Origin of the sequence: Elongatibacter sediminis, assembly GCF_037892215.1 — a bacterium.
Lineage (GTDB): Bacteria > Pseudomonadota > Gammaproteobacteria > Xanthomonadales > SZUA-36 > Elongatibacter > Elongatibacter sediminis.
On sequence record NZ_JAZHOG010000001.1, the window covers coordinates 1 to 22,354 of the forward strand.

Below are 22,354 nucleotides of genomic sequence, written 5' to 3' on the forward strand. Positions count from 1 at the left end.
GCGATTGTGGAGCTGCTCAATTTTCTGAGCATTCTCTTGAATTTGTCGCGTGTAGTGCCCCAAAAAATGTGCCTAACTACATTTAGTGAGAATAGGGCTCGATAATACCCAAAAACTTCAGGCTGTATTACTTATTAGTGCTGTATCAGGTTGAAATCTCTCACCGCGTTTTTAAATACTGGCCGCACACAAACGAGAAACAGCCCTGTTAACACGTCACATCAAAATCACGAACATCCAATAGCACTCTGTTTTCTATACAAGTTCCACCCTTCCTTCTCCATATGAAAAAAGAGAATTCGCGCTACCTTTCCCGAAGCCCTTTCGTGGCACTCCCTCCCCTTCGCAAGTGAACCCAACGGTCAGACACACAGCCTGCCCCCTGCGAACTCGTCGCAAGTCACAGGCGTGTTCTACCTGAGCTAGATTCCCAGCCGCTCGTTCTCGCTTTCGAACAGGGCGCGAATCACGTCGCCGTCGGAGGGTTCTTCGTCCAGGGTTTCCGGATTCCACTGGCTGCGGGCGGTGTCGAAGAAGTCGCCGCCGTAGATGTGGATGCCGCCGGTGAAGCGCGGTAGCGGGTTGGTGACCGAGTGGATGGCGTCTACGGGCAGGGCCGCGGCGTCGCCGGCGAACAGGGCTTTCGCGCTGAAGGCTTCGATGGCTTGCGGGGAGCGGCGCCAGAACAGGTTGTCCTCGCGGCCGGAGTAGAGGCCGATGTTCGCCCACATTTTGTGATTGTGGGGCATCAGGTTCATGCGGGGTGTCCAGGCGGCATTGAATATGGTGAGTTCCGGGGAGCGGTGGATCACCGAGATGCCGGCCCGGGTGGGTTCGCCGACCGCGGCCAGCATTTTGGCCGGGGCGCTGACGGCTCGCGCCAGCACTTCGAGTACCGCGGCCTGTGGCTCGCTTTCGCGGTTGGCGTCGATGCAGTCCTGTACGAAGTGATCTAGGTTCATGTTGATTGTCTTGGGTTTTTTTGGGTTTTTTTGGGTTTTCGGCTACGGGTGCAGTTGAGGCCGGTCCAGGTGTTCAGTCGCGGGCGCGCATTTGATGTCGCTGCATGATCTCGGCCCAGTCTTCGCCGGTCAGTTCCGGGGGTGGGTCACCGGGTTTCTGCCCTACCCGGCGGAAGAACTCGGCGATGTCGGGTTCCGGGAAGATGAACAGCATGGTCGCGGGCTCGTCGCCGTGCGCGGCCACTCCGTGCCAGGTGCCGGGCGGCACGTACATCGTGGTGCCGGGTTGGGCTTCGACCACCTCGTCTCCCAGGGTCAGGCGCACGTCGCCCTCGTGGATGAAGATGATTTCCTCGTAGGCCTCGTGGCTGTGTACGGGAATGGCCGTGCCCGGCGGCAGGGCTTCGGTGCCCATCATCAACTCACTCGCGCCGGTGTTCTCCGCCGTGGCCTTGAGCAGCACGTAGCGCCCGTCGATCATGTCCAGCCGCTCGCCTTCCTCGGCGTGCAGCACCCTCGGCGTTGGATCCGGCGGTGCGGGCTCGCCTTCGGCGCCGGTGGCATCGCTCGCTGCGCTGCCTGAAGCAAGGAGGAGGATTACAAACATGCCGGCATTTCGCATTGGTTTTCCCAGTTGCGTGTACGCCCACGTTGAATGATGGCGTGCTGATCCCGTCAAAGCGGCCACGACTGCATGACGCTGTTGCGGCTTTTTGCACTCAGCAGCGGCTGCGAACAAGCATCTCATGGCCGGCACGGAACGACAATGGTATCGCCTGTATGCATCAATACTGGCGCGGGTCCGCCAGCCAGGCGCTCGAACCTTCCCCAGCGGCCGATTCCTGGCTGATGACGAATGGCATGTTTGCTTCCCGGCGTTTTGAGATTGCGTGCGGGCGCGCTAAGCTGCACGCGGATTCCGGCCCGATCGGGGCGGTGGCAAAGAAGGTGAATCGCAGATGAAATGGAAAGGCAGGCGCGGCAGTGACCGGGTGGTGGATGCGCGGGGGCGCAGTGGCGGGCGCGGTGGCTCGGCGGCCGGCACGGTGCTCAGCCTGGTGGGTCGCAAGTTCGGCATCAAGGGCATCATCGTCATGGCCATCGTCGGTGTCGTGCTGTGGCAGACCGGCCTGATCGATCCCGCGCAACTGGTTGGCGGCCCTTCCGGCCCTTCCGCCACTTCCTCCGGACCGGTGCGGCAATCGGAAAGTGAGCGCGAGCGTTTCGAGTTCGTGCGCGTGGTGCTGGCCGACACCGAGGACATCTGGACCGCGCGCTTCGCCGCCAACAACGAGCAGTACCGGCTGCCGGAACTGGTGACCTACCGGGGCAGCCTGTCCACCGGCTGCGGCTTCGGGCGTGCCGAGATGGGTCCGTTCTACTGCCCGGCCGATCAGCGTATTTACATCGACCTCAGCTTTTACGACGAACTCGAAAAGGCCTTTTCCGCACCCGGCGATTTCGCCCAGGCCTACGTGATCGCGCACGAGATCGGCCATCACGTGCAGACCCTGCTGGGCGCCTCCCAAAAAGTCCACGCGCGCCGCGGGCAGGACGATTACAACGAGTGGTCGGTGCGCCTGGAATTACAGGCCGACTGCTACGCGGGCGTGTGGGCCCACCACAACCGGCACTACCTGGAACGCGGTGATATCGAGGAAGCGGTGCGCGCGGCCAATGCCATCGGCGACGACGCCATCCAGCAGCGCACCCAGGGCCGGGTGGTGCCGCATGCCTTTACGCACGGCACCTCCGCGCAGCGCCAATACTGGTTCGAAAAGGGCTTGAACAACGGAAGCATGGACTCCTGCGACACCTTCTCCATGCCCTACCAGGCACTGTAGCGAGGCGGCCAGCGGCCGGCATCGGGCGGCCGGGCGGAACCCGTGCCCGGCCAGTCGCGGGGCACCGCGTTCGTAAGAGATCCGCGCAGAAGAAGTCCGTTTAAATGATGCCCTTCTCGCGCAGGGCTTCGAGTTCGGCTTCGTCCATCCCCAGCAGGTCGCCGTAGATCGCCGCGTTGTGTGACCCCACCGGCCCGCCGGGCCAGTCGGTGCGGCCCGGGGTGTCGCTCAGGCGTGGAACCAGCGCCGGAATCTCCAGGGTCTCGCCATCGACTTCCACCGGCTCGAACAGGCCGCGCGCGCGGAAGTGCGGGTCGGTGAACATGTCGGCGACGCTGTAGATGGGTCCGGACGGCACCCGCGCCTCCTCCAGGCGTTTGAGCGCCTCGGCCGAATCCAGGCCGCCGGTCCAGGCGGCGATCACCTGGTCGATCTCCTGCTCGTGCTCGACCCGGCCGCGATTGGTTGCCAGGCGTTCATCCGCCGCCATGTCGGGGCGGCCCATGGCTTCGCACAGGCGGCGGAAGATGGAATCGCCGTTGGCGCCGATGATGATGTATTTGCCGTCGGCGCAGGGATAGGTATTGGTCGGCACGATGCCAGTGATGGTGGAGCCCGAAGGGCCGCGCACCGCGCCGGCGCCGGAAAACTCGGGCACCACCGCCTCGAGCAGGTTGAATACGCCCTCGTACAGCGCCGTGTCCACCACCTGCCCCGGCACCCCGGGGTTGTTGGCCCGATGCAGGCAGGCCATGACCACGCCCAGCGCGCAGTGCAGGCCGGCCACGGTATCGCCCAGGCTCAGATTGGGCCGCACCGGCGCTTCGCCCGGGTGCCCGTTCACGTGGCGCAGGCCGCCCAGTCCTTCACAGACCGAGGCGAAGCCGGGCTTGCCGGCATAGGGACCGGTCTGGCCGTAGCCGGAAATCCGCCCGAAGATCAGTCCCGGGTTGGTTTCTTTGAAGTCTTCCGGCCCCAGCCCCCATTTCTCCATCACGCCCGGGCGAAAGTTCTCCAGCAGAACGTCGCAGGTCTCGGCCAGACGCCGTACCAGGGCGCGGCCCTCGTCGGTGCGCAGGTCCGCGGTGACGCATTTCTTGTTGCGTGCCAGGCTGCGCCACCAGTACGAGGTGCCCTGCTCGTCGACTTCGCGCCAGGTGCGCAGGGGATCCCCGCTGCCCGGCGGCTCCACCTTGATGACCTCGGCGCCGTAATAGGCCAGCACGCAGCCCGCGAACGGTCCGGCCAGCAACTGGCCCAGTTCCAGTACCCGGATGCCCTCCAGCGGGCGCGCCGCCTGGGTCATCGGGCGGGTCCCGCCCGGTTGGCCATTCGGGTATACATCCGTAGCGGGCCGAATCGGCGTGCCGTCATCAGGTTCATCCTCGCGGCCTTGCCGCCGTGCTCGAAAGGGGCACTATTATTCCAATGCGCCGTCCGCCCGACAAGCCGCAACCGGTGCGTTCCTGACGTGGGTCGCGGCGGTGGCGCCGGCGTCCGGCGCATTCCATTCGCCGCCGCCCTTCCAACCACTCGTCGACGGATTCCGGCGTTCTGTCGTGTCGTGGTAACCCTTTCACCCCGAATGGCGTCAAACTGTTAACTACGAAAGCAATAGTAGACCCCGAATGCTCGTTGCCGCCAACCAGATGAAGGTCAGTGTGAACCGCCTGCTGGCCGACCCGGAGTTCTACCTGTTCAACTACCAGGCACGGGAAGGCACCTCCGAATTCCTGATCGTCAACGAGGAACTGCTGGGCCGCGCGCCGTTCGTGGACATCCGCCTGGCACCGTTCGCCCGCGGCCAGTTCACGATATCCACCGCTGATCTCACCGACCTCGTCGGCAACGAGCCGGGAACCCGGCCCCGCCAGCACTTCATTTTCCACCATGCCTTTGTCTGCTCCACCCTGCTGGCCCGCTGCCTGGCCGAATCCGATGCCTTCTTCAGCCTCAAGGAACCGCAGATCCTGCGGCAGTTGTCCGACCTCAAGCGGGAATCCGGCGCCAACGGGGAGTTGCCGCGCGGCTGGGGACGGGTACTGAAAACCCACCTGCAATTGCTGGCCAAGAACTATTCCCACGGCAACCAGGTGGTGATCAAGGCATCCAACGTGTCGAACAACCTGGTCGAGGACGTCATCGACCACAGCCCCGACAGCCAGCTCATCTACCTGCATTCGAGCCTGCCGGAATTTCTCGTCGCCAACCTGAAGAAGCCCGGGGAGACGCGGCGGAAAATCCCGGATCTGCTGGCGCGGGTGGCGGCGTACTCGGACTTCCTGGAGACCTGTCCGCAATTCCGCGAGCTCGGCCGCGCGAGCTTTCTCGAGACCTGCGGGCTGTTGTGGCTCGCCAGCCACTACAACTTTCTGCACCACTGCCGGGCCGCGGACAACGGCCGGGTGCGGACCCTGGCGATGCGTGATTTCCTGGCCGAACCGGCCGCGGTGCTGACCCGGGTGTGCCGTTTTTTCGGCCACGATCCCTCGCCCGCGGAGCTGCGGCGCATGACGGACGATGCCATCCTGGCACGCCACTCCAAGGACCCCAATCAGAAGTACGACGAACACACGCGTTCGGTCGAAAACGCACGGGTTTACCGGCAGCACGCCGCGGAGATCAGCGCCGTGGTGAGCCGCCTGGACCCGGTCACCCGTGAACTCGACATCCCGGCCCGGCTGGAAGGCATGGCGCTGTAGCCCGCGCCCAGGCGTTCAATCACCCAGGCGGTCGCGCAGTGCGTGATACAGCATGCCCAGCACCAGGCCCGGCCAGCGCAGCAGGGTGCCGCCCGGAAAGCGCGGCGAGGGGATACGCGCCATCACGTCGAAGCGTTCGGCGGAGCCGGCCACGGCCTCGGCGATCAATTTGCCGGCCAGCGTGGCCATCTGCACGCCGTGGCCGGAGAAACCCAGCGCGTAATAGATGTCCGGATCCAGCCGGCCGAAGCACGGTAGCCGGTTCATGGTCACGGCCAGCGTGCCGCCCCAGCCGTAGTCGATGCGCGTGTCGGCCAGGTTGGGATACAGCTCCAGCATGTAGCGGCGCACGAAAGCCTTGATGTCGGCGGGAAACCGCCGGGTGTAATTCTCGCCGCCGCCGAACAGCATGCGGCCGTCGCCGCTGAGCTTCCAGTAGTTGACCACGAACTTGGTGTCGAACATGCACAGGTCATCGGGGTTGAGGCGCTGGCGCAAATCGGCCTCCAGCGGTTCGGTCGCCAGCACGAAGTTGTTGATCGGCATGATGCGCCCGGCCACCCGTGGTTCCAGGCGGCCCAGGTAACCGTTGCAGCCCAATACCACGTGACGCGCCCGCACCTCGCCGTGGGCGGTGCGCACCCGGGTCGGCGAGCCGCTGTCGTAGCCCAGCACCCGGCTGCCCTCGTACAGCGTCGCTCCCAGCGAACGCGCGGCCCGGGCCAGGCCCAGCGCGTAGTTCAGCGGATGCAGATGGGCGGATTCATGTTCCACGATGCCGCCGCGGAACTTCGGGGTTCCGCACAGGCGTTCGAGTTCGTCGCCCTCCACGTACTGGCAGTCGAATCCGTAGCGCTCGCGCATGTGCTCCGCGTGACGCCGGCACCACTCGGCATCGCTGCGCTTAAAGGCGGCCTCGAGATTGCCGCGCTTCAGATCGCAATCGATATCGAAACGGCCGATCAGTTCACGCACCGTGGTGACCGCCTCCACCCCCAGGTCCCACAGCCGGCGCGCCTCGTCGAAGCCGAATTTCTGTTCCAGTTCGTCCTGCGGCTGGCGCTGTCCGATGGTGCACTGGCCGCCGTTGCGGCCCGACGCGCCCCAGCCGATGCGCTCGGCTTCGAGCAAGACCACCCGGTAGCCCCGATCGGCCAGGTGCAGCGCCGAGGACAGGCCGGTAAAACCACCGCCGATCACGCACACGTCCGCTTCGACCGTGCCCTCCAGCGCGGGCAGGTCCGGCACCTCGCGGGCGGTGGCCGCGTAATACGAATCCACGTGCGCCGCGCGGGCGGCGCGGGCGGCGCGGGCATCAAGCGGCGCAGCGGCCGACTGCCCGCGCCGGGATTTGCTGTTTTTTTCGTCCCGGAGATGATCCCGAAAATCGGGCCGGGCCTCACTGTGCGCCGCCATGCGAACTGCCTCCGAATCGTGCAGCGCACAGCATGGCGTGGCCTTTCGGCAAAAGCAATCGCGCCGCCCGGCCCCAACCGGCAGCGCTTCCCACCCCGGCAGCGGGTTAGAATCGGGGCTCCGGCGGAACAGAGGAAACCCCTCCAAGGTGATACTCGAGTATCTGCTCTCACTAATCAGCCTGTACCTGGTCATCGTCACTATCGGCGTGGTGCACGTGCTGCTGTACAAACGCGATGCGCGTTCCGCGCTGGGCTGGATCGGCCTGATCCTTGTGTTTCCGGTCGCCGGCGCCCTGCTCTACCTGCTGTTCGGCATCAATCGCGTACGCCGCAAGGCGCGCCGGATCTCGCTGCGGGTCGAGCCGGAAGGCGGCTGGCGCCGCGCGGGCCTGTTGCCCGAGGGCGGAGCCTGTCTCGACAACGTCGGCTTCGCCATCACCGGGCTGGGTCTGAAACCGGGCAATTCGGTGCACTGTTACCACGACGGCGAGGAAGCCTTTCCAGCCATGCTGGACGCCATTCAGGCGGCCCGCCGCGAGGTGCTGCTGAGCAGCTACATCTTCGACAACGACAGCACCGGCCAGCAGTTCGTGGATGCCCTGGCCAGCGCCCGCGACCGCGGCGTCGACGTGCGCGTTTTGATCGACGATGTCGGCATGCGCTACAGCTTCCCGACCGTCGCCCGCGCGTTTCGCAAGGCGGGACTGGAGTTTCGCCGGTTCATGCCACTGCGCCTGATCCCGCCCAGCCTCAGCCTCAACCTGCGCACCCACCGCAAACTCCTGATCACCGACCGCACCCTGGCCTTCGCCGGCGGCATGAACATCGGCGACCGCCAACTGGCCCGGGGCCACTCCCGCCACCGCGCCAGCGACCTGCATTTTGGCTTCGAGGGGCCGGCCGTCGGCGAGTTCGTCCGCCTGTTCGAGGAAGACTGGCGGTTCATGGGGGGCGAGAAGCTCTCGCACCGCCAGGCCCGTACCGTTCCCGCCGGCGATGCCGAGGTGCGGGTCATCTCCGACGGCCCCGATGAAACCCTCGACTCACTGGCGCTGTTGATCGGTGGCACCATCGGCCGCGCCCGGCAGCGTGCATGGATCATGACGCCCTATTTTCTGCCCGACCGCGCGCTGACGGGTTGCCTGCAGGCCGCCGCGCTGTCCGGCGTCGACGTGCGGGTGATGATCCCGGAGACGAACAACTGGCCGGTGGTGCAGTGGGCGCTGCAGCACACCATGGCCGAACTGCTGATCGCCGGCGTGCGCATTCTGCGCCGGCCGGCGCCCTTCGCTCACAGCAAGTGCATCATCATCGATGAGGACTATGCGCTGGTCGGTTCCAGCAACCTGGACCCGCGCAGCCTGCGTCTGAACTTCGAGGTCGGGGTCGAAGTGTTCGATCCGGCCCTGAACGAACACCTGGCCACGCACTTCGAAGCCCTGGTGCCCACCTGCTCGACCTACACCATGCCCACTATCAACGCCCGCAGCACACCCGTGCGGCTGCGCGACGCCGCCGCGGCGCTGTTTTCACCCTACCTGTGAGCGTGCGAGGCGGGCTGTACGCCCCGAGCCTGGCGAAGCCCGCGGCACCGCGTTAGGGTGTGGGGCGCTACCCCGAACCCAAGTGGATGAATCATCGATGACCCGACAACACCGGCGAACGCCCACCCACGTCCTGAAACACCGCGCCGCCCGCCACTGCGCACTGGCGCTCAGCGGCCTCCTGTTTGCCGCGCCGGCGCCGGCCGCGGACGCCGACCGCCCCGCCGACCTCGTACTGCGCCATTGCCTGGTGTTCACCGGCCTGTCCGAAACCCTGGAACCGGACCGCAGCGTGTACATCCGCGACGGCCGGATCGAAGCCATCACGGACAGCAGCCAGGCGGCGCCGCCGGCGGGCCAGACCATCGATTGCGCCGGCCACACCCTGGTGCCGGGCCTGATCGACGCCCACACCCACCTCGATAACCTGGAGCAGGCCGCGCGAGCCCTGGCCTCCGGGACCACCACCGTGCGCACCGCCGGTGTGCCGGCTTACCAGGACGTCGGCCTCAAGGCGCTGGCGGCAACAGGCCGGATCGCCGGACCCGATGTGATCGCGGCCGGCGTCTACGTGACCCCCGGCCTCGAGGAGTCGATTCTCGCCGACCCCCGGCTGGCCCCGCTGGCGAACGGGGTGCGCACCGAGGACGAACTGCGGCTGCTGGTTCGCATCAACGCGGAACGCGGCGCCGATGTCATCAAAACCCGCGGCACCGAGCGGGCCGGACGGCCGGATACCGACCCCCGCGAACAGGTCTACACCCAGGCCCAGCTCGAAATCGTCGTCGACGAGGCGCGCCGCCACGGCCTGCCGGTCATGGTCCATACGCATGGCGACGAAGGCGCCCGGGCCGCGGTACGGGCCGGCGCCCGCAGCATCGAACACGGCACCTACCTGAGCGAGGAAACCCTGCGGGAGATGCGCGAGCGTGGCACCTGGTTCGTACCCACCGTGATCACCATGCTGGAAATGAACGAAGAGCAGTACGATCACGTGCTGCGGCTGCGCGGCTCGCACATGGTTCCACGCCTGGAACAGGCGGTGCGCGACGCCCACCGCATCGGGGTGCGCTTGGCCACCGGTGCCGACAATTACTACGACAACGAATCCATCAACCGCATCTCGCTGGAGGTCATGCACCTGGCGCGGCTGGGCCTGAGTCCGTTCGAGGCGCTGCAGGCCGCCACCGTGAGCGCGGCCGAATTGCTGGGGATCGATGACCGCACCGGCCGCATCGAACCCGGTTACGAGGCCGACCTGGTCGTGGTGCCCGGCAATCCCCTCGAAGACGTGCGCGTGCTGCAGGATCCCCTGGTGGTGGTCAGCAACGGCCAGGTGGCGCTCAAGCGCATTCCGTTCGGCCTGGCGGATGACCGCCCGTGACCGGCCCGGAGCAAAAGGATCGGCGGAACAGCGAGGCACCGGGCGACCGGGAGGTCACGCCCGACGAGGTGATCGAATTCTGGTTCAGTGAGGAGATCAAACCGTACTGGTGGAAAAAGGACCCGCAGTTCGATGCGCAACTGCAGCGCCGCTTCGGCGCGCTGCACCGGCAGGCGGCGTCGCACGGCCTGCCCCACTGGCGCATCAGCCCCACCGGCCGCCTGGCCGAGATCCTGGTGCTGGACCAGTTCTCACGCAACCTGTACCGGGACGACGCACGCGCCTTCGCCCAGGATGAGCAGGCCGTGGCCCGCACGCGGGAGGCCCTCGCCGCCGGGGCCGATACCGAACTTTCCCCGCAGCAGCGCGCTTTTCTCTACCTGCCTCTGATGCACAGCGAAGACCCGGCGGATCACGACGACGCGGTGCGCCTGTACGCCAGTGACCCGGCGCTTGCCGGCAATTACGAGTTCGAACTCAAACACAAGGCCATCATCGACCGTTTCGGCCGCTATCCGCACCGCAACGAAGCGCTGGGCCGAACCTCGACCGACGAAGAGCGCGCGTTCCTCGATCAGCCGGGATCGTCTTTCTGAAACGGATGCGCGGCGATGGCCTCGCTGCGCCAAACCACTTCCGTTGTCGCCGGATGCCTTCCGGCATGCCCGGCTTCGAGCCCTTCGATGCGTTTTTCGTCGTCCAGGGTGCCCATGTAGATGGCCACCAGGAAGCCGATCACGGTCATCAGCCCGGTCAACGAGCCGCCGTGGTCGTAAGCCTCCGGCAGCATGGTCTGGGCGATCATGGCCAACATCGCGCCGGCCGCCATGCCTTCGAGCAGGGCCTGCAGATGCGGCGGCGCATCGGCGATGAAGACATTACCCAGCGCGGCGCCGACCGCGGTCATGATCATCAGTGAAATCCACATCACCAGGATGTGCGCCGCCCGGCCGCCCTGCCGGCTCATGACCACGGCACTGGACATGCTTTCGGGCATGTTGGCGAGAAACAGGCCGCCAATCAGCGCCAGGCTGACCGTACTGCCTTCCATGGTCGAGCCGATGATCAGGGATTCGGGTATGCCGTCCAGCGCGATCCCCAGCCAGATCGCCAGCGCGACATTGCTTCCCTTGCCGCGCTGCGCATTCACCGCGTGCATCATGTCGGCCTCGGTGGGATCACCCACTTCGGATTCCAGGTTTTCACTGGCCGCCTCCAGCCAGGCGCTGGATTCCACCGGTTCGATGCCGTCACGCGGCGCTTCGTGGTGGTTGTTGCGGGCCATTTCGCGCAGCCGGCGGCGCAGTTCCGGCGAGACCTCGACCACCTCGCGGAAATCGTCCTTGTGGATTTCCCAGACCACGGTCGCTTCTTCGGCGGTGGCACGGGCGACCCGCGCCAGCCCCGTCACCAGGGCCCGCTCACCGAAGGCCTGGCCCGGTTCCAGCAACTCCTCCTCACCGTCCGGGCGCACCACCCGCACGCGGCCGGATTCGACCAGGTAGAGCGCATCGCAGGGGTCTTCCTCGTGGCAGATGATTTCCCCCGCGGTGAAAGTCCGCTTTTCGATGTCGCTGATCACGCGGCGGATTTCCTCGGGTGGCAGGCTCAGCATCAGGTCCACCACCGACAGCTTGTCGAGGATTTCGCGGTAGTGCTGTTTGCGCAGGTGCTTGAAACGCGAACCGATGGTGGACACCTTGCGCAGGTAACCGCCCATGTTGGCCAGCACGCGGTCGAGCAGGATGAAAATGACGCAACCCGCCAGTGCCCCGGTGGCCAGCCAGGCGAAGCCTTCCTGGGCCCGGTTCGGAAAATGGGCCAGGGACTGGGCCACGATTTCCAGCGACAGGGCGCACAGCAGGGCGCCGGCGCCGAAGGCCATCACGGCGGCCGTGATTTTCAGGCTGGGCCGCAGCCAGATACCCAGGGCCGCTCCCAACGGCAGGGACAGGGCGCTCAGCCCTCCGAACAGGAACGCCAGTACCACCGGATCCATCAGTCGGCCTCCTCGATGCTCTTCACTCTCCCGGCCACAGTGTCCCATCATTCGGCCAGCGAGTCAGCCGATGAGGCGTCCGGGGTGCATAACAGTCACAAGACCGCCGCGGATCAGGGCCGGGGACGGGATGTGCGGAAGCTGATGGGTGAGAAATCGATATCCGTGGCGCCGGTGCGCCGGTACGGCTTATGCAGCAGAGGTCGGGAAGTCGAGGCCGGTGTGGATTAACCGGGCTGGCTTGCCGGAACCGAGATCAGAAACGAGGTGTGAAATGAATCGTGGAATGGATCGCGGAATGGATCGTGGAGAGGGGGAGTAACGGGCAGAACGCAAAACGAAGGGGTCCGGCTCCGGCCGATTCGGCGGAACCCGGACCCCTTCAGAGGGTTACAGGATGGCAGTCTGAACAAGCAGATGAGGTGATAGCCATCACCACATCCGCACCGTCCAGCCAGCCAGATTGCGGCGTGCGGCACGATCCTGGCGGCGCTGACGGCGCAACCGGCGAGCCTGGATTTCGTCGCGATCGTATTCAGCCGTATTGGCTGCGGTCGTGTCGGCCAGGTGGGCCGCTGCGACGGTTTCGGCAACCGCGGCGATACCGACCCGGTCCTGTGCCGTGTCCATCACGGATTTCGTTAACATGTGCTATGCTCCTTCGGCACCCATTGGTGCGGTTCTGGTTTCAGGTACATGCAAAGAACAGTTTCCATAAACAGTCTGTAACTAACCGTTTTGTCAGTTCTTTGCGCAGCATCAATATAGGGTTTTCAGTTAAGTTTTTCCAACGGTATAAATTCTTTTTCGATTAAGTTTTTCTTAACTATATGCCAAACGTCACCCTGAACGCACTGCGCACCTTCGAAGCGGTTGCCAGCCGGCTGAGTTTCGCCAAGGGCGCGGAGTTTCTGAATGTCAGCCCGGCCGCTGTCAGCTCCCAGGTCCGCTCACTCGAAGAACAGCTCGGCCAACCCTTGTTTTATCGCAAAGGCCGGCAGATCACCCTGACCGAAGCCGGCCGCAAATTGCTGCCGGGCGTACAGCACGGACTGGCCGAACTGCGGCGCGCCGTTCGCCTGGTGGAGCAGGAACGCAGCGAAGGCGTGCTCAATGTCACGATGATGCCGACCTTTCTGCAGAAATGGATGCTGCCGCGCCTGGCCGGCTTTTCCGACACACATGAACAGATCGACCTGCGCATCCAGGCTGACAACGGCCTGACGTCGTTCGAAGACTCCGATGTGCATGCGGCGATCCGCTTCGGAGCGGGTCAATGGCCGGGTGTTCGGGCCACCCATCTGCTCGACGACTGGATTCTGCCGGTGTGCAGCCCGCGGTTGCTGGAGCGGATCGGCCCGATCGAGAGCGCCGAACAACTGCTGGAACACGATCTGCTGTACGTGGAAAGCACCGTGTGGGACGCCTGGTTCCGGGTCATCGGTCAGAAAAGCCGGGAAAGCCGCTGGGCGCTGCTGAACGACTCGCTGAGCATCCTGATCGCCGCGGAACAGGATCAGGGCATCGCGCTGACCCGCTGGTCCCTGGTTGCCCGCGACATCGCGGCCGGACGCCTGGTACGCCCCATTCCGACGGTGGTGCAAACCGACTGGAGCTATTACTTCGTAGCCCCGCCCGAGTATTTCGAGCTGCCCAAGGTCGCGATGTTTCGTGCCTGGCTCGAGTCGGCCTGTGCCGAGTTCGAAAAGCCCCAGGTCGATTACACTTCACCCGAAACCAACAAGGAGAACCCGACGTGACACGTTCAAACGCCAGTTCTGGCCGCAGCCGTTTCGGATTCGGAGCATTCGCCGTACGCTGGGTTGCCGCCCTCATCCTGGTCCTGGCCAGCTACAACCCGTCCGGCACCTCCTTTTTTCACTGGGTCACGGGTGCCGTCGGCGACGGGGAATTGGGCGCGCTGCACCTGTTCATCGGCGCCGTGCTTCTGGCCGGCTGGTCGGTGTTCATTATCGCCACCAACCGCAGCCTCGGCAGCTTCGGGGTGTTCATCGGCGGATTGCTGATCGGCGCGGGCATCTGGCTGCTGGTCGAGATCGGGCTGATACGGGCCGATTCCGCGCGTGCGGCGACGTGGCTGGCCCTGGTCGCGCTCGCCACCCTGCTCGCCATCGGATTGAGCTGGTCGCACATCTGGCGGCGCCTGAGCGGACAACTGGAAGTGGACGACGACTGAGCCTGGATGATTTTCGTCGAGCCAAAAAAAACCGGCCCGGAGGCCAGCCGGCTTGGTCATTACGCCATGACGGCGTATCCGCGCAGACCGCGCCGGTCAGCTCCGGGCCGACCACACACACACCATTAGTGCGACGAGACCGGGAAATCTCTCACCTGATCCGAAATTTTTTCTGAATTTCCGCCGCGGGCGCATTCGCCGCGAGTTCCCGCGAGCGCGGCAGCTCTCGGGAGTCGCCGTGCAGCGCTCAATCAGGCAGACTCCGGACCTGGAGCCCCAGGCCCGGCCGTATTCTTTTACCTAGCGGAATTCCAGCAAGCGGCGATCGAGCATCGTCCCTTCACTGTCCTGCACTTCCAGCCACACCTGGCCTTCTGGCAGAAACTCGGGATCGAATGATGATCGCACCCGGCCGTTGGCCGACGCCGATGCGTGCCAGGTGGCGACTTCCAGTCCCTCGGGACTGCGCAGCGCCATCCGCAGATGCCCGGCCTCGCGGGCGATCGCGGTCAGCTCGATGTCGAGCGCGATGAACTCACCGCCCGTCGGCTTATAGATCACCGCCTCGGGAATATCGGTTGAAGCCGAACGCATGATGTCCAGAGGGACCAGCACCTCGTGACTGTGCGGCCGCTCCAGCGCTTGCATCCCGTTTCTGAGGTCCGCCATCTCGTGGCTGACGTTCCAGTACATCACGCCACTCAACACCACGACCACCAGGCTGCCCGTCAGTGCCATGGGAATCCACGGTGTCTGCCCTTCGACGGCGGGCGTTTCGACAGGCGGGGCAGCGCGATCGGCCTGCATTTCGATTTCCAGGGCGCGGCGCACCGCCAGCGCCGCTTCGAGATCGCTCTGCAATTCCGGTGATTCCAGCAGGGCCGTTTCAAACCGCATTTCGTCCTCCGCGGTCAGCTCGTCACGCAGATACCGGTCGATCCATGCGTCCGTATAGTGGGTTTTAACCATCCAGCAAGCCTCCAAACAAAAGGGAACGAAGTCCTTTCTGCTGCTCTATCAGTTCACGCATCCGCTGCCTCGCCCGGTACAACACCCGGTCGAAGTGCTGCGCTGACAGCCCCAGATCCTGGCAGATGCTTTCCTTGTCCTCATCATTCAGGTAGAACCGACGCAACAGCTCGCGATCACGCGGCATGGACAACTGGTCCAGGACATCCACGAGCAATTCCCGCGTCATGCTCCGGTCCAGTTTTTCTTCCGTCCGATCCTTTAGTGCGACTTGTGGCTGAATTATCCCATCTGCGGAGTGAACAAATCGTTTTTCCCTGCGAAAATGCTGAATGGAGAGGTTGACCGCGATCTGCCGGATGAAGGCGCCCAGACGGTCATCCCGCCTGAGTTCACCGGCCCGCAACCGGCGCAGGGCCACGACAAACGTTTCCTGGCTCAAGTCGTGCGCAACCTGCACGTCCCCCGTATGCTTGAGAAGCATCAGGCCGACACCACGGGAAAACTGCGTGACAAGTTCGGTTTCCGCTTCCGCGTCGCCCGAACGTATGCGGTCGACGAGATTGCGGTCTTGATTGGCGGCTTCCTGCACGGAAGGGACAGCCCCTTAGTATGGTCAAAATTGCGACGGAACAATCAGGTTATCACATTGAATTTGCCGGAAATACGGACTCCTGAAAACCGCAGCCACCCCGGTGACCGGCGTGGCGGGAGCAACTTCGAAGTGTGCTCAGGAAATCAATCGCTTAGCGCGCTCCCCGCGGCCCTGGTACGGCTGTTGTTGCCGGTACTGCTATTGACCTCACTGGCGGCCTGCCGCCAGACACCCCCGCCCGTGCCCCGGTTGCTGGATACCACGGTCATCGACGCCCCCGCCCCCGGCCAGCCGGCCACGGTGGCGCTCGAACCCGGTCCGGAACCGGTGCTGTTGCTGATCGAAGCACCGGGCGTCAATCTGCAGTCCCGCATCGTTCACGGATCGGACGACGCCCCTGCAGTTCTCAGCGACATCGCCGTGGACTTCCTGCGGACCGCCCCGGTCTGGCATCTGCTGGAACCGGCCACCGGGGAGACGGCGGCACCCGGAAATTCATTGCGACTGGAGATTCGAACCATCCATGCCCTGGCCGACCGCCAGGTGCACATCACGCGCTATGCACTGGATGCCAGTACGCGCTCCGGCGCAGCTCAGCTCGAGGCCTGGCGCGAGTTCACACGGGGCCTTCAGTATACGGAGGGCGAGGCCGCGGAGGCGTGGGAACCCCGCCTGGCGGCGCTGCAGGCGGCCTCCCGGGCCTTCAGCCGACTGGGTCTGCGCCACGAAGCGCTCTGGTCCCGCTACTTCCACGCCTATTTCGCCTACTACCCGCTGTACCGCTACTCCGAGGCACTGGCGGACGTCGAAGACATCATCGAAGAAGCTGCTTCCCTGGACGACCCGCGCCTGCTGCTGCTGGCTCACCAGTTGTCCGGACAGATTCGCATTGAACGCGAAGCCGACGCGGACCCTGCCCGCGCCCTGGCCGACTACGAACGCGCGCAGCAGGCATTCACCCGGGCGCGCCGGATTGCCGAGGAGACCGAAAACGCGTTCGAGCTGATCTGGGCCACCAATAACTCCGGCATCACCTGGCACTACCAGGACCGGCCGGAGGAGGCGCTGGAGCAGTACGCCCGGGCGCTGGAACGCTCCATGCAGGGCGGAGACAGTTACCTGGTCTACCTGATCGGCACCAACATGGCGGTTGCACACGAAAAACTCGGACGCATCACGCAATCAATCGACACCTTGCTGCGCATGTTCGATTCCCTGGACGAGCACACCCAGCCCCATGAAGTCGAGCATCTGCTGAACCTGCTCGGCATGTACTACATCAAGCTCTACCGTTTTCCGGAAGCGCTTGAAGTCCTGGACCGGGCCATCGCCCTGTCGCAGGAACAAGGCCGCGTGGAAAGCCTGGGCCGCAATCGCCTGCTGCTGGCCGAGGCTTATCGCGAAATGGGGCAGTCCGACAAGAGCCGGCTGAACCTGGAACTGGCCATTCCCGACCTGGAGGCATCCCGCAACGGACGCGGGCTGCGGCGCGCTTACGACCTGCGCGCGGATCTCGAACGGCGCGACGGCGAATTCACCGCCATGCGTGACGACCGCTCCCGCCAGGAGCAGTATCTCGCGACCGATGCCGATCACGCCGAGTGGCTGTCCGGCGCCGCCCGGGATGCCGAGGCCGCGGGCGATCCGGCGCGGGCCGCCGCCCTGTTCGACGAAAGCGCCAACCGCTACGCATCCACCCCCTTTCGCGAACACGAGGTATTGAACCGGCTGCACGCCTGTCGGCTCGTGGACCCGCCTGCGCCTTCGTGCGCACTCGAGGCCCTGGAGGACGACTACGCGGTGCTGGCCGCCGCCCAGGCATCCGTTCCCGCCCTGGAGGGCCGCTACGTCTGGGCCCGCCTGCAGACCGGCAGCGGCCAGCAGGAGGCGGCACTGGCCACCCTGCAGAAACTGATCACCGACATGCAGTACCTGCGCCAGCGTCTGCCCGGAGTTCTGGGGGCCTGGTACTGGGATGCCCGCCGCGAAATTTTCGATACGTACATGCACCTGGCCCTGAACGATCGCGACGGCCCGGGAGCAACCGGCGCCCGCGCGCTCAGCGCCCTGCTGTGGTTGCGTGGCACCGGCGCCGGGCTTGCCGCGCCCGCGGCAGATCCGGCGGACAGGGGCGATGCCGACTTTACCGAAACCGCACGGGTGCTGCTGGCGCAGCGCGCCCAGGCGCAAAGCGCCGAGGAGACCGAACGGGCGCAGCGCCAACTCGACCAGCACCTTCTGCTCAGCCGCCCCGGTGACCTGTCCGGTCCACCGATGTCAGCCGCGGAGGTTGTCGAGCGGACACGCGCCCTGCCCGAGGGCTGGAGCCTGCTGACGTTTTATGCCGCACCGGACGCGATTTATGCATGGACCGGCGACCGCAACGGTCTGCGGCTGCATCGCCTGCCCTGGACCGATGGAACACCGCGGCAACTGGCTCGCCTGAAGGAAACGCTGCGCGCCATCGCCTACCCGCCGCTGGAGCAGGAACTGGCCGAATGGGGAACGCGCCTGATCGAGCCGCTGCGGGCTCACCTGGCGGAGCGGGTGCTGTTTGTCGGCTCCGGCGTGTTCAGCGACTTCCCGATCGAAGCCCTGAAAGTGGATGGCGAACACCTGCTGCAACAACACGCCTTCATGAACCTGGCCGAAGGTTTTGAATTGCGCACGGCGGTCGAGCGCCTGCAACGGCCCCTGCAGCCGCAAAACATTCTCCTGGCGGGCAACCCCACCGACCTGGATCGGGGGCAGGCGGAACTGGCCGGCACCGCGGCGGAACTCGCGGCCATTCGCAGCCGTTTTCCGAACGCCCATACCGAACTTCTGGCCGGCCCCGATCTCACCCGCGAACGCCTGACGGGCCCCGGGCTGAACAACGCGGACCTGGTTCACATCGCCAGTCATGCCGTGATCGACCGGGCCTACCCCGAATTCTCGAGCATCCGTCTATCCGGGCGTGGCGACCTCGGCGCCGAGACCCTGACACCGGCCGACCTCGGACAACAACGCCTGCAATCCCGCCTGGTGGTGCTCAGCGCGTGCAGTACGGTCGGGGTCAACCGGTTCGAATTCGACACCCATCTGGGTTTCGTTTCGGCGTTTCTGGAGCACGGCAGCGAAGGAGTCGTCGCCAGCCTGTGGCCGGTGCCCGACCAGCACACGGCGCGCCTGATGTCCCGCTTCTACACGCTGGCCCGGGAAGCCGATCTCGCGACCGCGCTGCGGGCCGCCAAGCTGGAGTCAATCAGTAACGGAGACGGCGCTCCACGGCTGTGGGCCGCGTTTCAACTGTTTCTACGCTGAACCCCATGCCCGGGGCCCGGATCCGCCTTCACGGCGGCACACCGGGAGGGACAGGCACGCCGAATGGACGTGCCCGGCCCCATGCCCCCGGGAGGGATTACCACGATCAACGATCGGCGTGGGCATGACCCGGATCGGCCGCCGGAAGCGCTTGCGATTCCGGATCGGACTGCCGGGCAAAATCGCATTCCAGGCCGATGCAGTCGAGCACCCGGATGCTGATCTGATCCAGCGAGCGGCGCCCGCTCGACCGTGCAACCAGTTCGCGTTCGTCCTTGACCCGATTGACCTCGACCATCACCCGATCGGTTCCGTAACGCTCCTGCAGCACGCCCGTCAGCACGGCGACATCGCCCAGGCATTCAGCGGCCCAGGTATTGCGGCGCGCCGACCAGGCGGGATCATCCAGCTTGACGGTGTAGGTGTCGTGCTCCTTGAAGTAACGGATTTCCAGCACGCTGCCGGCTTTGAGTACGCTGTCGGGCGCGGCGTCATCGGGGTAAAACACGTTCCAGTCGCCATGCAGGGCGAAAGGCGGGCAATCCGCCAACAGAGGGGCGCTGCCGAACAGGGCCAGGATCAGAATAATCACTCGTTTCATTGCTCTATCTCCAGTGGAAAAAGGACCGGCGGTATTGCCGGTCCGGGTGGGGTAAATCCCCTGAAATCGTTTAATGAGAATGGGCTTTCAGCACACAGCCGGCGTGGCCCGGGGGCGACGCTCATCGACCCGGCCTCGACTGCCGAGCGTTGGAGCCGGAGTCCTGCCGGGATTCCGGGAAGCCGTATACCAGTCGGATTTCGAGCAGATCCGTCTCCGACAGATGATTACGCTGACCCATCCGGGTTTCCTGGTCCTGATGGGAGGGGCGTGCCCGCAGCGAACGGCGTGCCGGCAAAGCGAAATCCGTCGGGTAGTAGTGCATGACGGAATCGAAATCGTACGGCCCTTCATTGCCGAGATCGGAAATCTCAAAATGGATGTGGCGGACCGGCGGGATATTGTCGAACAGCACCTCGACGTAGCGGTCGCGCAGCGGATGCTGCTGTTCGTGAGCCCAGCCCAGGGCGTGTTTGATTTCGTGCGCGACCTTGAACCGGTTGTTCCAGCTGCGGATGCCCAGCCGCTGGCGGCCGCCCTGACGCCCGACCATGGAATGATTGGCGGGCCCATCGACGACGTAAACGTAGTCGGTATCGCCGCTGGCTTCGGGGTCGCCGCGGGAAACGCAGCGCAGGGCTGACCCGGACACCAGTTCACGGCACGCCTGCTCGAATACCGCACGGCGCATCGGGTCACGGGCGACTTCGGGGCTGAGTTCGTAGGTAAACCGCCCGTTGCGCCACATCCAGGGCTTTTCACTGTCCGCGACCCGCTGCGCATCGACGGGCCACGGAAGTTCCTCCGCGGCCACGGTCAAGCACAGTGCGGTCGCGGCCACCGCAACAGATTTCTTCATTCTGTCGGCAATCCCTTCTCACTTGCCGCTGGCCAAGCCATCGGGCAGCCCGCCTCAGCGTGCGTCCAGCACCGCATGAGGCCCTTGCCGGGCGACCGGCCTATGAATGAAGTGTCAGTTTCGGTGGTTTTCTCTCACGTAAATGTCAAAAAGTACTGTTTTTTGCCGAATTCGACCCTTATCCGTCACCGGGGACGCCAAAACAGCAGTCTAGCAGCCCCAAAACCCGGGCAGCGGTCGAACTCGACGCACCCGGTCAGCGACCCGCAGCGCATCGTGTCGCGGCCTTCCGGGCCAGAGCGGAAGATTCCGGTCACGCCGGAATCGAACGGGCAAAAAAACACCCCGCGCTGGCGGGGTGTTTTTGATCGGGTGCTGGCGGAGGCCCGAGGCCGGCGTGGAGTGATCTCAGGGCGTCGGGAACGCCGTGCCCTCGAGATCGAATCGCCAGACCGAGTCGCCCAGACCTCCGGGGACCCCGTCCAGATTCGTGCTGGCCGGGTGCTGCACGGCGATGACGAATTCATAGGGGTCAGCCGGGTTGAAAATCAGGCCCGTGGCTTCGGAACCGGCCACCCGCAGGCTGAGAAAGTGATCCACGGATTCGGCCACACCGTCGCCGTCCACATCCCGTGCGAACCACACGTCACCACCCGTGGAGGAACCGTTGGGTGCGTCCTCGATGATGTAGATGTTGCCGTGCGCGTCCTGCGCCAGATTGTCCGGCGAGTTCATTTCCGCGGTGGTGCCGTCAAAACCCAGATTCTTCGGCGTTTCCACGTCGCTGGCGAATTTGCGGATGATGGCCTTGCCCTCACCGATCTCTTCCACCGAGTAAACGGTTCGCTCCGAGGTGGCCGCGAAGTACAGAACTTCGTGGCCATTGACCAGGCGACCCACTTCGACATCTTCGGGGCGACCGAACGGCGTGGCGCCGACTTCGTCAGCCGCACCGCGTCCGCCGCGGGTATCGGGATTGGTAACCGGATTGTCGGTCGGTCCGTTCCTGAACGGATTGATCGACGTCAGCGGCTTGCCCGCCTTGTTGGTCAACGGAACCCACGTGGCCAGACCGGTGCGGATTGCGGTGGCATTGTTGCCCTGATTGTAGTTCAGAGTCGGGTCGCCGTCGTAATCATCGGCCACCAGCACGTAGGTCACGCCCGGCGCCTTGTAGCTGTTCGCCTGCTTGAACTCGACCTTGTAAATCGCGCCGGAATTCCATTCGTCAACGAAGTAGAGCGTTTTGCCGTCCGCGCTGAAACGCAGACCTTCGTGGGACGTGTTGGCGACCGTGTCCAGTTCGCGGACGCGAATCCGGTCGGCCGGAGCCAGCGGGTTCTGAATTTCCATCACGCGTCCCGTACCGGACCACTCTTCACCCATGATCAGGGTACCCGCCGGCGTGAAGGTCGCCGGGTCGAACGCACCCCAGTCCCCACTCCAATCGCCCTCCAGGCCGCCGAGGTCGCCGGAGAACAGCGTCTCCATCCGATCGTTCCAGATATCATAACGGGACACGCCGGCCCCGATGCCCGTTTCGTGCGGGATGAAAAGATAACGGCCGGTGGGATCGTAGGCGATCATGTCGAACATGGAAGCACCCGAGCCGAGACCCGGCACCCGGACGACAGACTGGTTCGCATCGGCTTCGACTTCGTCCAGACTGGTCAGGATTTCCTGGGTCACCCCGGCCGGCGCGATCCAGGGAGCGGTGAATTCTTCGGTTGAATTCGGAACGGTAACGGTGGCGGATTCGGTCAGGGGTACGAAGAACGGTTCAGTACCGGCGGCTGCGGTTTGCGACAACGCGAGCAGCATTCCCGCGACCAGCGGTTCCTTACGGAATTTCAACATGGTGTAATCCTCAATTTGGCTTGATTTCCGGAGACAGACGACCGGTAAATTCCGCGTGGGAAGTCCACGCGTCAGGAGTTTCCCGGCTGCCGAGATCCAGCCTAACCACGCTTCGTGACA

At 64.8% G+C, this 22,354-nt stretch carries 19 protein-coding genes; 8 read left to right on the top strand and 11 right to left on the bottom strand.

Features of this window, described 5'->3' with window-relative positions; translation table 11 throughout:
* Window positions 1-422 precede the first annotated feature (422 nt).
* Both V3330_RS00005 and V3330_RS00010 read right to left on the bottom strand, forming a co-directional pair.
* A complete protein-coding gene (locus tag V3330_RS00005; RefSeq protein WP_354693311.1) occupies window positions 423-962 on the bottom strand; it encodes a hypothetical protein in 540 nt (179 codons plus the stop codon).
* Between the two features lie 73 nt (window positions 963-1,035).
* Complete coding sequence (locus tag V3330_RS00010) at window positions 1,036-1,569, bottom strand: cupin domain-containing protein (protein WP_354693312.1); 534 nt, start codon at window positions 1,567-1,569, stop codon at window positions 1,036-1,038.
* Window positions 1,570-1,921: 352 nt separating this feature from the next.
* On the opposite strand from V3330_RS00010, the gene ypfJ reads away from it, so the two are divergent.
* Window positions 1,922-2,806, top strand: a complete 885-nt coding sequence (gene ypfJ, locus V3330_RS00015; RefSeq protein ID WP_354693313.1) for a KPN_02809 family neutral zinc metallopeptidase — start codon at window positions 1,922-1,924, stop codon at window positions 2,804-2,806.
* Between the two features lie 100 nt (window positions 2,807-2,906).
* On the opposite strand, the gene V3330_RS00020 is transcribed toward ypfJ, so the two are convergent.
* Window positions 2,907-4,112 (bottom strand): CaiB/BaiF CoA transferase family protein, encoded by a 1,206-nt coding sequence (locus tag V3330_RS00020; RefSeq protein ID WP_354693314.1) that lies wholly within the window; start codon window positions 4,110-4,112, stop codon window positions 2,907-2,909.
* A gap of 322 nt (window positions 4,113-4,434) precedes the next feature.
* On the opposite strand from V3330_RS00020, the gene V3330_RS00025 reads away from it, so the two are divergent.
* Entirely contained in the window at window positions 4,435-5,508 is a 1,074-nt protein-coding gene (locus V3330_RS00025) for a sulfotransferase family protein (protein ID WP_354693315.1), read from the top strand.
* Window positions 5,509-5,523: 15 nt separating this feature from the next.
* Here the strand turns inward: V3330_RS00025 and V3330_RS00030 are convergent, their stop codons facing one another.
* Window positions 5,524-6,924: an NAD(P)/FAD-dependent oxidoreductase gene (locus V3330_RS00030; protein ID WP_354693316.1), complete on the bottom strand. Its 1,401-nt coding sequence runs from the start codon at window positions 6,922-6,924 to the stop codon at window positions 5,524-5,526.
* 148 nt (window positions 6,925-7,072) lie between these two features.
* On the opposite strand from V3330_RS00030, the gene V3330_RS00035 reads away from it, so the two are divergent.
* The 3 genes from V3330_RS00035 (at window position 7,073) to V3330_RS00045 (ending at window position 10,450) form a co-directional block, all read left to right on the top strand.
* A complete protein-coding gene (locus V3330_RS00035; protein WP_354693317.1) occupies window positions 7,073-8,470 on the top strand; it encodes a phospholipase D-like domain-containing protein in 1,398 nt (465 codons plus the stop codon).
* Between the two features lie 97 nt (window positions 8,471-8,567).
* Window positions 8,568-9,854, top strand: a complete 1,287-nt coding sequence (locus V3330_RS00040; protein WP_354693318.1) for an amidohydrolase family protein — start codon at window positions 8,568-8,570, stop codon at window positions 9,852-9,854.
* Window positions 9,851-10,450 carry a DUF924 family protein gene (locus V3330_RS00045; protein WP_354693319.1) on the top strand — a complete coding sequence of 200 codons (600 nt, stop codon included), beginning with the start codon at window positions 9,851-9,853 and terminating at the stop codon, window positions 10,448-10,450. The genes V3330_RS00040 and V3330_RS00045 overlap by 4 nt, the downstream gene beginning before the upstream one ends.
* Here V3330_RS00045 and V3330_RS00050 read toward each other — a convergent pair.
* Both V3330_RS00050 and V3330_RS00055 read right to left on the bottom strand, forming a co-directional pair.
* A complete protein-coding gene (locus tag V3330_RS00050) occupies window positions 10,429-11,853 on the bottom strand; it encodes a cyclic nucleotide-binding domain-containing protein (protein ID WP_354693320.1) in 1,425 nt (474 codons plus the stop codon). The genes V3330_RS00045 and V3330_RS00050 overlap by 22 nt on opposite strands.
* A gap of 432 nt (window positions 11,854-12,285) precedes the next feature.
* Window positions 12,286-12,501: a hypothetical protein gene (locus V3330_RS00055; protein WP_354693321.1), complete on the bottom strand. Its 216-nt coding sequence runs from the start codon at window positions 12,499-12,501 to the stop codon at window positions 12,286-12,288.
* A 182-nt stretch (window positions 12,502-12,683) separates the two neighbouring features.
* Here V3330_RS00055 and gcvA point away from each other — a divergent pair, with 182 nt between their 5' ends.
* A complete protein-coding gene (gene gcvA, locus V3330_RS00060) occupies window positions 12,684-13,613 on the top strand; it encodes a transcriptional regulator GcvA (protein WP_354693322.1) in 930 nt (309 codons plus the stop codon).
* Window positions 13,610-14,050 (top strand): DUF6524 family protein, encoded by a 441-nt coding sequence (locus tag V3330_RS00065; RefSeq protein WP_354693323.1) that lies wholly within the window; start codon window positions 13,610-13,612, stop codon window positions 14,048-14,050. Before gcvA ends, V3330_RS00065 begins: the two co-directional genes overlap by 4 nt.
* A gap of 300 nt (window positions 14,051-14,350) precedes the next feature.
* On the opposite strand, the gene V3330_RS00070 is transcribed toward V3330_RS00065, so the two are convergent.
* Window positions 14,351-15,019: a hypothetical protein gene (locus tag V3330_RS00070; protein WP_354693324.1), complete on the bottom strand. Its 669-nt coding sequence runs from the start codon at window positions 15,017-15,019 to the stop codon at window positions 14,351-14,353.
* Window positions 15,012-15,611 (bottom strand): RNA polymerase sigma factor, encoded by a 600-nt coding sequence (locus tag V3330_RS00075; RefSeq protein ID WP_354693325.1) that lies wholly within the window; start codon window positions 15,609-15,611, stop codon window positions 15,012-15,014. Before V3330_RS00075 ends, V3330_RS00070 begins: the two co-directional genes overlap by 8 nt.
* A 132-nt stretch (window positions 15,612-15,743) precedes the next feature.
* Here V3330_RS00075 and V3330_RS00080 point away from each other — a divergent pair, with 132 nt between their 5' ends.
* Window positions 15,744-18,917, top strand: coding sequence for a CHAT domain-containing tetratricopeptide repeat protein (locus V3330_RS00080; RefSeq protein ID WP_354693326.1), 3,174 nt, complete (start codon window positions 15,744-15,746; stop codon window positions 18,915-18,917).
* A 106-nt stretch (window positions 18,918-19,023) separates the two neighbouring features.
* Here V3330_RS00080 and V3330_RS00085 read toward each other — a convergent pair whose 3' ends face one another.
* The 3 genes from V3330_RS00085 to V3330_RS00095 form a co-directional block, all read right to left on the bottom strand.
* Complete coding sequence (locus tag V3330_RS00085) at window positions 19,024-19,518, bottom strand: hypothetical protein (protein ID WP_354693327.1); 495 nt, start codon at window positions 19,516-19,518, stop codon at window positions 19,024-19,026.
* A 121-nt stretch (window positions 19,519-19,639) separates the two neighbouring features.
* On the bottom strand, window positions 19,640-20,377 hold the full coding sequence (locus tag V3330_RS00090; RefSeq protein ID WP_354693328.1) for a M12 family metallopeptidase: 738 nt from the start codon (window positions 20,375-20,377) through the stop codon (window positions 19,640-19,642).
* A gap of 408 nt (window positions 20,378-20,785) precedes the next feature.
* Window positions 20,786-22,234 (bottom strand): alkaline phosphatase PhoX, encoded by a 1,449-nt coding sequence (locus V3330_RS00095; RefSeq protein WP_354693329.1) that lies wholly within the window; start codon window positions 22,232-22,234, stop codon window positions 20,786-20,788.
* Between the last annotated feature and the right edge of the window lie 120 nt (window positions 22,235-22,354).

Coding starts and splice junctions, on each gene's coding strand:
- V3330_RS00005 (WP_354693311.1), bottom strand. CDS start 962: ATGAACCTAGATCACTTCGTACAGGACTGCATCGACGCCAACCGCGAA.
- V3330_RS00010 (WP_354693312.1), bottom strand. CDS start 1,569: ATGTTTGTAATCCTCCTCCTTGCTTCAGGCAGCGCAGCGAGCGATGCC.
- ypfJ (WP_354693313.1), top strand. CDS start 1,922: ATGAAATGGAAAGGCAGGCGCGGCAGTGACCGGGTGGTGGATGCGCGG.
- V3330_RS00020 (WP_354693314.1), bottom strand. CDS start 4,112: ATGACCCAGGCGGCGCGCCCGCTGGAGGGCATCCGGGTACTGGAACTG.
- V3330_RS00025 (WP_354693315.1), top strand. CDS start 4,435: ATGCTCGTTGCCGCCAACCAGATGAAGGTCAGTGTGAACCGCCTGCTG.
- V3330_RS00030 (WP_354693316.1), bottom strand. CDS start 6,924: ATGGCGGCGCACAGTGAGGCCCGGCCCGATTTTCGGGATCATCTCCGG.
- V3330_RS00040 (WP_354693318.1), top strand. CDS start 8,568: ATGACCCGACAACACCGGCGAACGCCCACCCACGTCCTGAAACACCGC.
- V3330_RS00050 (WP_354693320.1), bottom strand. CDS start 11,853: ATGGATCCGGTGGTACTGGCGTTCCTGTTCGGAGGGCTGAGCGCCCTG.
- V3330_RS00055 (WP_354693321.1), bottom strand. CDS start 12,501: ATGTTAACGAAATCCGTGATGGACACGGCACAGGACCGGGTCGGTATC.
- gcvA (WP_354693322.1), top strand. CDS start 12,684: ATGCCAAACGTCACCCTGAACGCACTGCGCACCTTCGAAGCGGTTGCC.
- V3330_RS00070 (WP_354693324.1), bottom strand. CDS start 15,019: ATGGTTAAAACCCACTATACGGACGCATGGATCGACCGGTATCTGCGT.
- V3330_RS00085 (WP_354693327.1), bottom strand. CDS start 19,518: ATGAAACGAGTGATTATTCTGATCCTGGCCCTGTTCGGCAGCGCCCCT.
- V3330_RS00090 (WP_354693328.1), bottom strand. CDS start 20,377: ATGAAGAAATCTGTTGCGGTGGCCGCGACCGCACTGTGCTTGACCGTG.
- V3330_RS00095 (WP_354693329.1), bottom strand. CDS start 22,234: ATGTTGAAATTCCGTAAGGAACCGCTGGTCGCGGGAATGCTGCTCGCG.